General features: G+C 65.6%; 9 protein-coding genes and 2 pseudogenes. 3 read left to right on the top strand and 8 right to left on the bottom strand.

The window, feature by feature from the left end; translation table 11 throughout:
• Complete coding sequence (locus H0B43_RS25950; RefSeq protein WP_185725320.1) at positions 1 to 849, bottom strand: SDR family oxidoreductase; 849 nt, start codon at positions 847 to 849, stop codon at positions 1 to 3.
• Positions 850 to 971: 122 nt separating this feature from the next.
• Here H0B43_RS25950 and H0B43_RS25945 point away from each other — a divergent pair, with 122 nt between their 5' ends.
• Positions 972 to 1,382, top strand: coding sequence for a helix-turn-helix domain-containing protein (locus H0B43_RS25945; RefSeq protein ID WP_185725321.1), 411 nt, complete (start codon positions 972 to 974; stop codon positions 1,380 to 1,382).
• Here the strand turns inward: H0B43_RS25945 and H0B43_RS25940 are convergent.
• Both H0B43_RS25940 and lpdA read right to left on the bottom strand, forming a co-directional pair.
• Complete coding sequence (locus tag H0B43_RS25940) at positions 1,375 to 1,824, bottom strand: DUF5709 domain-containing protein (RefSeq protein ID WP_185725322.1); 450 nt, start codon at positions 1,822 to 1,824, stop codon at positions 1,375 to 1,377. The two genes, H0B43_RS25945 and H0B43_RS25940, sit on opposite strands and share 8 nt — an antisense overlap.
• A 113-nt stretch (positions 1,825 to 1,937) precedes the next feature.
• The gene (gene lpdA / locus H0B43_RS25935; protein ID WP_185725323.1) at positions 1,938 to 3,353 is read right to left on the bottom strand and encodes a dihydrolipoyl dehydrogenase; all 1,416 of its coding nucleotides are present in this window, start codon (positions 3,351 to 3,353) and stop codon (positions 1,938 to 1,940) included.
• A 58-nt stretch (positions 3,354 to 3,411) separates the two neighbouring features.
• Between lpdA and H0B43_RS25930 the strand changes: the two are divergent.
• A pseudogene (locus tag H0B43_RS25930) lies at positions 3,412 to 5,499 on the top strand (prolyl oligopeptidase family protein); the annotation flags it as partial.
• A gap of 52 nt (positions 5,500 to 5,551) precedes the next feature.
• Here the strand turns inward: H0B43_RS25930 and H0B43_RS25925 are convergent.
• The 4 genes and pseudogenes from H0B43_RS25925 to H0B43_RS25910 all read right to left on the bottom strand — a co-directional run bounded on the left by H0B43_RS25925 (position 5,552) and on the right by H0B43_RS25910 (position 8,399).
• Positions 5,552 to 6,385, bottom strand: a complete 834-nt coding sequence (locus H0B43_RS25925) for an alpha/beta fold hydrolase (RefSeq protein ID WP_185725325.1) — start codon at positions 6,383 to 6,385, stop codon at positions 5,552 to 5,554.
• 73 nt (positions 6,386 to 6,458) lie between these two features.
• Complete coding sequence (locus tag H0B43_RS25920; RefSeq protein ID WP_185725326.1) at positions 6,459 to 7,502, bottom strand: alpha/beta hydrolase family protein; 1,044 nt, start codon at positions 7,500 to 7,502, stop codon at positions 6,459 to 6,461.
• Positions 7,503 to 7,824: 322 nt separating this feature from the next.
• A pseudogene (locus H0B43_RS25915) lies at positions 7,825 to 8,274 on the bottom strand (polyphosphate kinase 2); the annotation flags it as partial.
• Positions 8,250 to 8,399 carry a hypothetical protein gene (locus H0B43_RS25910; protein WP_185725327.1) on the bottom strand — a complete coding sequence of 50 codons (150 nt, stop codon included), beginning with the start codon at positions 8,397 to 8,399 and terminating at the stop codon, positions 8,250 to 8,252. The pseudogene H0B43_RS25915 and the gene H0B43_RS25910, both read right to left, overlap by 25 nt.
• A gap of 151 nt (positions 8,400 to 8,550) precedes the next feature.
• Between H0B43_RS25910 and H0B43_RS25905 the strand changes: the two genes are divergently transcribed.
• Positions 8,551 to 8,757: a PspC domain-containing protein gene (locus H0B43_RS25905; protein WP_185725328.1), complete on the top strand. Its 207-nt coding sequence runs from the start codon at positions 8,551 to 8,553 to the stop codon at positions 8,755 to 8,757.
• Between the two features lie 151 nt (positions 8,758 to 8,908).
• On the opposite strand, the gene groL is transcribed toward H0B43_RS25905, so the two are convergent.
• Complete coding sequence (gene groL, locus H0B43_RS25900; RefSeq protein WP_185725329.1) at positions 8,909 to 10,534, bottom strand: chaperonin GroEL; 1,626 nt, start codon at positions 10,532 to 10,534, stop codon at positions 8,909 to 8,911.
• Positions 10,535 to 10,578 lie beyond the last annotated feature (44 nt).

Genomic DNA, 10,578 nt, shown 5'->3' with positions numbered 1-10,578 from the left:
TCACAGGCCGAAGGCTTGGGCGGCCGGGGTCGACTTGCGGCCGATCAGCCTCTGGAGGTCACCGCTCTCGGTGTCGAGGGCGCCGGCCGCCACTCCCGCATCGGAGTCGGCGAGCATGCTCGCGATCGGCGCGGGCAGTCCGGCGCCCTCGAGCACCGCAGCGTACTCGGACTGCGGAAGATCCTTGTACGACACCGGCTTTCCGAGTACCCCGGAAATGACGTCGGCCAGTTCGCTGTACGTCAGGCGCTCGTCGCCGCCGAGTTCGTATACCTTGCCGGCCTGCGCGTCGGCGAGCAGGACCGCGGCGGCGGCCTCGGCGTAGTCCTTCCGGGCGGCCGCGGCCACGACACCCGTTCCGGCACTGCCGAACAGGGCACCGGTCTCACGCGCCGCGGGAATGCTGCCGAGGTAGTTCTCCCAGTACCAGCCGTTGCGGAGCAGGGCGAAGTCGATTCCGGATGTCGCCAGCCGGTCCTCGGTGCCACGGTGTTCCACGGCCAGTCCGAGCGGAGAGTTCTGCGCATCGAGGATGCTGGTGTAGGCGAGGAATCCGACCCCGGCGGCCTCCGCGGCGTCGATCACGTTGGTGTGCTGGGCAATCCGTTGCCCGATGTCACTGCCCGAGACGAGCAGCAGCTTGTCGACGCCGGCGAACGCCTTCTCCAATGCGGCGCGGTCGCCGTACTCCGCCTGGCGGACATCGACGCCCTTGTCGGCCAGGTCCGCGGCCTTGGCCGGGGTGCGGACCACGGCGACGATGTCGGCGGCAGGTGTGCCTTTGTCGAGCAGTGCCTCGACGACGAGGCGTCCGAGGTGTCCGGTTGCTCCTGTGACGGCGATGGTCATGACGAACTCCTAGCGCGTAGTGGTGCGAGTTGACGATCAAGCTCACTTTCCATCATGCACTAATTTTTCGTAAGTGCAAACAGTTACGTAAGTGCTTCTTCTGCGTGCGGTAGTCTGGACGCATGTCCGAGCACGCGCACCCAGCACAGGAAAGCGAAGACCGCACCCTCGAAGCCGACGTCTTCGCGCGAGACTGCGCCTCGCGCGAAACACTGCAGACCGTCACCGGCCGGTGGGGAGTGCTCGCGCTCGCGGCACTGACCGAGGGCAGCTACCGCTTCAGCGCACTCCGCCGACGCGTCGACGGCGTCAGCGAGCGCATGCTGTCGCAGACGTTGCAGGCACTCGAACGAGACGGCCTGGTGATTCGCGAAGTGCTCGAAGCGATTCCACCGAAGGTCGAATACAGCCTCACGCCGCTCGGCGCCGAGATCGGCTCACGCCTCATCGGCCTCATCGAGCTGGTCGAATCACGCGTACCCGACGTCCTGGCGGCGCAGGAGAGGTACGACGCCGGTCGCGGCGTCAGCTGAGATCGTCGAGATCAGACTCGTCGTCCACGATGTGGACCGCGGCTTCCTCGGCCGACGCCGCTCCCCCGTCGATCCCGATATCGGACGCCACGAGATCCTTCTCCTCGTCCGGCCCGGAACCTTCGTCCTCGGCGAGAAGCCTGCCCGACCGCTGCCGTCCGACCTCGTTGTCGTCGAGGATCTCCGCGTCGTCGTCCTCGTCGAACGCCGGATCCGGTTCTTCCTCCGCGAGCCGCTGATCGAGGGTCTCCCCTTCACGCTGTTCGGCCGCCGTCGTTCCGAACGCGTCGAGCCCGAGTGGTTTCTCCGGCGGCGAATACCCCTCGTCGAGAACGTCGTCCACGCCTCGGTCGACCAACGTGTCCTCCGGCTGCAGCTGGTCCTCTTCGTCCAGGCTGTACTCGCCCTCGGATCCTTCTGGTGTGCTGTCCGACATGGTCATCTTCCCCACGATGCCACCGGAACGGGCACTTCGCCATGGGATCACGGAAGCAACCCGGTGAGACACGACGAGGGCCCGCACAGAAGACTGTGCGGGCCCTCGGTGCGATCGAGTCAGAAGTTGATCATGTGCCCGGCGAGACCGTGGATGGCCTCCTGCAAGGCCTCGGACAGCGTCGGGTGCGTGTGCACGTTGCGGGCCAGCTCGTTGACGGTGAGGTCCCACTTCTGCGCGAGGGTCAGCTCGGGCAGCAACTCGGAGACGTCGGGGCCGATGAGGTGTCCACCGATCAGCTCGCCGTACTTCGTGTCAGCGATCAGCTTGACGAAACCGGTGGCGTCACCGAGGCCGTGCGCCTTGCCGTTCGCGGCAAACGGGAACGTCGCAACCTTGATGTCGGAACCTCGGGCAGCAGCTTCTTCCCGGGCCTGCTGCTCGGTCAGACCGAAGCTCGCGACCTGCGGCTGGCAGAACGTGGCGCGCGGCATCATCCGGTAGTCGTCGATCGGCAGGGTCTCCGCGCCACCGATGGTCTCGGCCGCGACGACGGCCTGCGCCTCCGCGACGTGCGCGAGCTGCAGCTTGGCCGTCACGTCGCCGATGGCGTAGATGTGCGGCACGTTGGTCTGCATCGTGTTGGTGATGCCGATGGCACCGCGGTCGGTGAGCTGCACCCCGGTCTTCTCCAGACCGAAGCCCTCGACGCGCGGGGCGAAGCCGACGGACTGCATGACCTTGTCGACCACGACGGTCTCGATCTCGCCGGACTTGTTGTTCTTGATCGCGACGGTGACCTTGGAGCCGTCGTCGTCGATGCTCTGCACGGCGGCGCCGGTGACAACCTTGACGCCCAGCTTCTTGTACTGCTTCTCGATTTCCTTGGAGACGTCCGCGTCTTCGTTGGGCAGCGCGCGGTCGAGGAACTCGACGATGGTGACGTCGACCCCGTAGTTCTTCAGGACGTACCCGAACTCCATGCCGATCGCGCCGGCGCCGACGATGAGGATCGATCCGGGCAGCTCCCGGGTCATGATCTGCTCTTCGTAGGTGACGACGTTCTTGCTCAGCGAGGTGCCGGGCAGCAGCTTGGTGGTGCTGCCGGTGGAGATGATCGCGTTGTCGAACGTGATCGTCTCGGTGCCACCCTTGGTGAGCTCGACCTCGATGGTGTTGGCATCGGTGAAGGTGCCCTTGCCGTCGTACTCGGGGATCTTGTTCTTCTTCATCAAGAAGTGAATGCCCTTGACGCGGCCCTCGGCAACCTTGCGGCTGCGATCGAACGCGGCGCCGAAGTCGAAGGACGCCTCACCCGAGATACCGAACAGCTTGGCCTCTTTTGTGAAGAGATGCGCAAGTTCGGCATTGCGGAGAAGAGCCTTCGAGGGGATGCAGCCCACGTTCAGGCACACACCACCCCAGTACTTCTGCTCGATGATGGCAGTGCTCAGTCCGAGTTGTGCCGCGCGGATAGCAGCGACGTACCCACCGGGACCGGCTCCGAGGACAACGACGTCATAGTGTGAGGTCACGGTTGTTCAGGGTAGTCCCGTCCGGAATCTCTGTCGCACCGCGGTCGTATTACCCGCGAGTAGCCTCACCCGTCACACCTTTGCCGCCGCGACCAGGCACAACACCTCCTGCAAGAATGACGTCATGACGGATCCCTTCCTCTGGCTCGAAGATGTCACCGCGGACCGATCACTCGACTGGGTGCGGGAGCGTAATGCCCGCACCCTCGCCGAGTACACCGAGAACGCCGCGTTCTCCGCGCTCGAAAGCCGGATCCTGGACGTCCTCGACACCGACGACCGGATCCCCTACGCCGGGATGCGGGGCGAGTACCTGTACAACTTCTGGCGCGACGGCGAACACAAGCGCGGCATCTGGCGCCGCACCACGCTGGAGCAGTACCGCACCGACACCCCCGAATGGGACGTTCTGCTCGACGTCGACGCGCTCGCCGACCGCGAGGACGAGAACTGGGTGTGGGCCGGCGCCACCGTGCTGCGACCGGCGCAGACGCGGGCCCTGCTGTCGTTCTCGCGGGGTGGCGCCGACGCGTCCGTGGTACGCGAATTCGACATCGAGAAGCGTGAATTCGTCGGCGGCGAGGACGCATTCGACGTCCCCGAGGCGAAGACCAGCATCAGCTGGATCGACACGGACACCGTGTACGTCGGGACCGATTTCGGCGAGGGCTCGATGACCGACTCCGGCTACCCGAGGATCGCGAAGCGCTGGCATCGCGGCACGCCGCTCGCCGACGCGGTCACCGTCTTCGAGGGCGAGACCACCGATGTGTCCGTCGGCGCATCGTACGACGACACCCCCGGATACGAGCGGCACTTCGTCGGCCGGTCCATGGACTTCTACAACTCCGAGCGCTACCAACTGCTCCCGGACGGGTCGAAGGTCCGGATCGACACCCCGGACGACGCGGGCTCGTCCGTGTACCGCGAGTGGCTGACCATCCGTCCGCGCACCGATTGGGACGTGGACGGCACCGTCTACCCGGCCGGGTCGCTGCTCGCCGCGAACTACGCCGACTTCCTCGCCGGGTCACGCGAGCTGACTCCCCTGTTCACCCCGGACGAGCACACCTCCCTCGAGCAGGGAACGTGGACCCGGAACCACCTCCTCCTCGTGCGACTGTCGGACGTTCAGACCAAGCTGTCGGTGCTCACCCCGAACGACACGGGGTGGGAGGAGAAGCCGCTCGACGGTGTGCCCGAACTGACGGCGAGCGGGATCATCAGCACCGATGCACGCACCGGCGACAGCTTCTTCGTCAACTCCAGCGGCTTCACGACTCCGGCGACCCTGCTGTACGGCACAGTCGGCGGTCCGTTGGAGGCGGTGAAGCAGGCGCCGTCGTTCTTCGACGCGGACGGCATGTCGGTATCGCAGCATTTCGCGGTGTCCGACGACGGAACCGAGATCCCCTATTTCGTGGTGCGCCGCGACGACGTGACGGGCCCCTGCCCCACCATGCTGTACGGGTACGGCGGCTTCGAGAATTCGATGGTTCCGGGGTACAGCGGTTCGGTCGGGTTCGCGTGGCTCGAACGGGGCGGCGCCTACGTCGTCGCGAACATCCGCGGCGGCGGCGAATACGGTCCGTCGTGGCACACCCAGGCGATCCGCGAGGGCCGCCACAAGGCGTTCGAGGACTTCGCCGCGGTCGCCCGCGACCTCGTGGCCCGGGGCATCACCACGTCGAAGCAACTCGGGATCCAGGGCGGCAGCAACGGCGGACTTCTCATGGGCGTCATGCTGACCCGCTACCCGGAACTGTTCGGGGCGATCGTGTGCCAGGTGCCGCTCCTCGACATGAAGCGGTACCACCTGCTCCTCGCCGGGGCGTCGTGGATGGCCGAATACGGCGATCCGGACGACCCGGACGACTGGAAGTTCATCAGCGAATACTCGCCGTATCAGAACACCGACGCGACCGCGGACTACCCGCCGATTCTCGTCACCACGTCCACCCGGGACGACCGCGTTCACCCGGGCCACGCCCGCAAGATGACCGCACTGCTCGAGGAGCAGGGCCACGAGGTCTGGTATTACGAGAACATCGAGGGCGGCCACGGCGGCGCCGCCGACAACGCGCAGGCCGCATTCAAGTCAGCCCTGACCTTCACGTTCTTGTGGGAGATGCTCACCCGCCCGTGAGTACCTGCCGTGAGTACTTCTCAACCGCCGGCGGTTGAGAAGTACTCACGGGTCAGGTGTGGTCGTGGATCCACTCCGCGATCCGGTCGACGGTGCTCGCCGGGTCGCGGATCCATCCGTTGTGGCCCAGGGGCTGCGGCTGGTGCCACAGGGTGACGTCGGCGTTCGGCAGCTTCGCGAGGAGGTTCTTCGCTGACGACGCCGGCGCCAGATCGTCACCCTCGACGGTCACGGACAGCACGGGCAGCTTCAGCCGCGCGATGCGTTCCTCGTAGTCGATGTCGGCACCGTCGGGTTCGATCTTGCCGGTGCGGGCGAATCGCGACCAATCGGTGATGAGCACCTTCGACTGCCGCCCGAACCCGCCGATATCGAGTTTGTCGCCGGGCCAGAACCCCGCCAGATTGGCCGTCATCGACATCGCCGCAGCACCCACCAGCAGCCGCGGGGCGTGTATCCCGGGAAATCCTCGGTGATACGGCGACCCCGACGCGACGAGCACGATCCCGCCGAGCCGGCCCCGGATCCGGGCGGCGTACATCACGCCGAGCTGACCGCCCATGCTGTGGCCCAACAGGAACGGCGTCGCCGCGGGAAACCGTTCCCGCACCACTTCGAAGATCGCGGGAAAGTCGAGGGACACCAGTTCCTGGTAGCCGTACGTGCTGGAACTGCTCGGGCGGGGGCGACTGTCGCCCTGCCCGCGGAGCTCGCCGATCGCCGCGTTGAAACCGCGGGACACCAGTTCCTCGGCGAACGGTTCGTAGTAGCCGGCGGGAATTCCCAGACCGGGAAACACCACGACCACGGGGGCCTCGTCGGGTCCGGGAAACAGGCGGACCGGAGTGGTGGTTCCGTCGGGCATCTGGATCGGTACGGTCTCCACTTCGTCAGACTAGACGGCTCGACCCCCGCAGATCCGGGATCTGCGGGGGTCGAGTCGTTTCCGAGACCGGACGCTACAAGCCGATCGACGCTGCGAGCATCGGCCACGACTTGTGGAGGTCTTCTTCCCAGTACGACCACGAGTGCGTGCCGGTGGGCCGGAAGTCGAACGTCGCGGGGATCTGCAGTTCGTTCAGCTTGTCGGCCAGGGCGTGGGTGCACTGGTTGGTGGCGGCTTCGATGGCGCCGCCGAGGAGGATCTGGTTGGCGAGCGTGCCGACGTCCCCGTTGATCCCCGGTCCGTTCAGCTGGTCGCCGGGGCCGGGAAGACCCGTGCCGTTGCTGACGTAGATGTCGAGGCCGCGCAGCTTCTCCGCGTTGATGTACGGGTCGTTGGCCGCCCAGCCCGGTCCGTCGATCGGTCCCCACATGTTGGAGCTGTCGCCGCCACCGCGGCCCTCGACGACCATGCGTACGTACGTGCGGCCGGGGTCGGTGCTCGTCATCGCGCAGCCGCTGTAGGCCCCGACGCTCTTGTAGAGGTCGGGAGCCGCCTGCGCCAGACTCAGCACGGAGCTACCCGCCATCGAGATACCGGCGATCGAATTGACGCCGTCGGTTCCGAGCGCCGAGTCGACGATCGGCGGCAGTTCCTGCGTGAGGAACGTCGTCCACTTGTTGTTGCCCAGTTCCGGGTCGGTCTTCTCCCAGTCCGTGTAGTAACTGAACGCGCCCTCCATGGGCGTGACGACGTTGACGTTCTTGTCGGCGAAGAAGCCGACGACGTCGGTCTTGGCCTGCCACGTGGCGGAGTCCTCCCCGCCGCCCGCACCGTTGAGCAGGTACAGCGTGGGCCTCGGTGCGCTCGTGTCCGCGGGAGTGATCACCCGCAACGGGATGTCCCGGTCCATCGACGCCGAGTACACGTGCATGGTCAACTGGCGGTCGTCGATCCGGTCGGTGCTCACCAGGTGGGAGCCACCGTCCGCGACGGCCGTGGCCTCCGCGGGATCGGCGGAGGCGGACGCCTGGACTCCGAGGCAGGGAATCGCCGCCGTCAGCGCGACCGCGAGCGCCACCCTGACCCCGTACCTACCCGCTGCAGTGCGGTTGACCATCCTTCACCTTCCGTCTGGGCGCTGCTCGCACACTGTCCGAGCACCGAACTGGGGCCCACAGTGTCGCATGTGGGCCCCAGTGTCAGTGAAGTTCGGGTCTATCCCCCCATTGATCCGGAGAGGAGGGGCAGCAGGGTCTGAATGATCTGCAGAAAGCTCATGATTTCCGAAGAGAACATAAAAACTCCTGATCGTCGTGTTGGGTTTTGCTCCGCGCCCTTCATGACGCTTCGTCCTTTGTACCGGACGTGAAGCATCAGCCAAAGAAAAATTTCATAACATTTCGAACTGTTACGCAGGCGTCCACTGTTTGATTGCCTGGTTATTCCTCAATTACCTCATTCGCACGTGCTACTACCAGCGGATCTACCGTGCCGACCACGCCGAGGTCCTTGTTCTCGTAATCGAACAGCGACAAAACATACTTCGTGCCATTGATACGGGCCCTTTTCTTGTCGTTGCTCTTGATGACAGTCCACGGTGTGATATCGGTATCGGTGAAACGAAACATATCCTCTTTGGCTGCGGTATAAGCCGACCATTTGTCCAGCGAGGCAATGTCCATCGGCGACAATTTCCATTGGCGCACCGGATCGACCTGACGGATCGCGAACCGGGTGCGTTGTTCGAGCGGCGACACCGAGAACCACAGCTTGACCAGACTGGTGCCCTCGTCGACCAGCATCTGCTCGAACAGCGGCGCCTGATGCAGGAATCGGGAGTACTGCTCGTCGGTGCAGAAGCCCATCACCCTCTCGACTCCGGCGCGGTGAGCAGAACCGGATCGTCGTCGTCCTCGTCGTTGACGGTGAACGCGGAGGTGTCCCGCAGATCGACGGCGGTGGACAGATCCGCGAAGGCGCTGAGGAAACCCGGATGTTCCTCGAGGTCAGTCATGCGCCGAAATCTAACCGCCCCAGGCGTCGTCGCGGTGTCGCAGACGTGAACGACAGGACGGCACGGCGCGCAGGCTCAGGGTGAAAGTCCAGGGTCGAGATCGGGGTACATCCCGATGCGCGCGGCCGGCCACTCCGACCAGGATGAAGGCATGACATTCGACAGCAACACTCCCCGCCAGTTCATCCGCTCCGACAATCAGAAGATGCTCGCAGGCGTCTGCGGCGGCATCGCCGAATACTTCTCCGTGGACGTCAACCTCGTCCGCCTGCTCACCGTCGTCGCGACGTTCGTCACCGGCGGCACCGCGGCGCTCGTCTACCTCGCCGCCTGGATGCTGATGCCGGCCGGACACTGACATCGCAGTGACACCGGGAAACGGCGACACCTGGAAACGGAAAAGGCCCGGAACACCGAGTGGTGTTCCGGGCCTTTCCGGGCACTTCGTGCCCGTGAGTGGCGGGCGAGTCCGAGGACTCCTCAGCCGCTCACGGGAGGCGTAGCCGCCTTTAGAAGTCCATACCGCCCATGCCGCCGGTCGGGTCGCCCACGGGCGCTCCGGCCTTCTCCGGCTTGTCGGCGACGACGGCCTCGGTGGTCAGGAACAGAGCCGCGATGGACGCTGCGTTCTGCAGCGCGGAGCGGGTGACCTTGACCGGGTCGTTGATGCCGGCTTCGAGCAGGTCGCCGTACTCGTTGTTGGCAGCGTTGAGGCCGTGACCTGCGGGCAGGTTGCGAACCTTCTCGGCAACGACGCCGGGCTCGAGGCCGGCGTTGAATGCGATCTGCTTCAGCGGTGCTTCGAGGGCGACGCGAACGATGTTCGCACCGGTGGCCTCGTCACCTTCGAGCTTCAGGTCGTCCAGAGCCGGAGCCGACTGCAGCAGAGCCACGCCACCACCGGCGACGATGCCCTCTTCAACGGCAGCCTTGGCGTTCCGCACGGCATCTTCGATGCGGTGCTTGCGCTCCTTGAGCTCCACCTCGGTGGCAGCGCCGGCCTTGATGACTGCAACGCCACCGGCCAGCTTGGCCAGGCGCTCCTGCAGCTTCTCGCGGTCGTAGTCCGAGTCGCTGTTCTCGATCTCGGCGCGGATCTGGGCCACGCGGCCGGCGATGGCCTCGGGATCTCCCGCGCCCTCGACGATGGTGGTCTCGTCCTTGGTGATGACGACCTTGCGTGCCTGGCCGAGCAGCTCGAGTCCGGCGGTCTCCAGGGAGAGGCCGACCTCTTCACTGATGACCTCGCCACCGGTGAGGATGGCGATGTCGGCGAGCTGAGCCTTGCGACGGTCACCGAAGCCGGGAGCCTTGACGGCCACGGACTTGAAGGTGCCACGGATCTTGTTGACCACCAGGGTGGACAGGGCTTCGCCCTCGACGTCCTCGGCGATGATGACCAACGGCTTGCCGGACTGGATGACCTTCTCCAGCAGCGGCAGCAGGTCCTTGACCGTGGAGATCTTGGAGCTCACGAGGAGGATGTACGCGTCCTCGAGGACGGCTTCCTGACGCTCCGGATCGGTCGCGAAGTACGCCGAGATGTAGCCCTTGTCGAAGCGCATGCCCTCGGTGAGCTCGAGCTGCAGGCCGAAGGTGTTGGACTCCTCGACCGTGATGACGCCTTCCTTGCCGACCTTGTCCATGGCCTCGGCGATGAGCTCGCCGATGGACGGGTCGCCCGCGGAGATACCAGCGGTAGCAGCGATCTGCTCCTTGGTGTCGATCTCCTTGGCGGTCTCGAGCAGACGCACCGTGACGGCCTCGACGGCCTTCTCGATGCCGCGCTTCAGACCCAGCGGGTTGGCGCCGGCAGCGACGTTGCGGAGACCCTCGCGGACGAGTGCCTGGGCGAGAACGGTGGCGGTGGTGGTTCCGTCGCCGGCGACGTCGTCAGTCTTCTTGGCGACCTCCTTGACCAGCTCGGCACCGATCTTCTCGTAGGGGTCCTCGAGCTCGATCTCCTTGGCGATGGACACACCATCGTTGGTGATCGTGGGGGCGCCCCACTTCTTTTCGAGCACGACGTTGCGACCCTTGGGGCCCAACGTCACCTTGACTGCGTCGGCGAGGGCGTTGAGTCCCCGCTCGAGGCCGCGACGGGCCTCTTCGTCGAACGCGATGATCTTGGCCATTGCGAAGTGATCCTCCGGATTGGGGGTGACACACAAGGCGACCG

Source organism: Rhodococcus sp. 4CII (genome assembly GCF_014256275.1).
Taxonomy (GTDB): Bacteria; Actinomycetota; Actinomycetes; order Mycobacteriales; family Mycobacteriaceae; genus Rhodococcus_F; species Rhodococcus_F wratislaviensis_A.
This window is presented reverse-complemented; position numbering and strand designations above follow the sequence as displayed.

What these genes read in the sequence shown, in the direction of transcription:
- H0B43_RS25905 (WP_185725328.1), top strand. Translation starts at nt 8,551, where the DNA reads ATGACATTCGACAGCAACACTCCCCGCCAGTTCATCCGCTCCGACAAT.
- H0B43_RS25910 (WP_185725327.1), bottom strand. Translation starts at nt 8,399, where the DNA reads ATGACTGACCTCGAGGAACATCCGGGTTTCCTCAGCGCCTTCGCGGAT.
- groL (WP_185725329.1), bottom strand. Translation starts at nt 10,534, where the DNA reads ATGGCCAAGATCATCGCGTTCGACGAAGAGGCCCGTCGCGGCCTCGAG.
- H0B43_RS25950 (WP_185725320.1), bottom strand. Translation starts at nt 849, where the DNA reads ATGACCATCGCCGTCACAGGAGCAACCGGACACCTCGGACGCCTCGTC.
- H0B43_RS25920 (WP_185725326.1), bottom strand. Translation starts at nt 7,502, where the DNA reads ATGGTCAACCGCACTGCAGCGGGTAGGTACGGGGTCAGGGTGGCGCTC.
- H0B43_RS25940 (WP_185725322.1), bottom strand. Translation starts at nt 1,824, where the DNA reads ATGACCATGTCGGACAGCACACCAGAAGGATCCGAGGGCGAGTACAGC.
- H0B43_RS25945 (WP_185725321.1), top strand. Translation starts at nt 972, where the DNA reads ATGTCCGAGCACGCGCACCCAGCACAGGAAAGCGAAGACCGCACCCTC.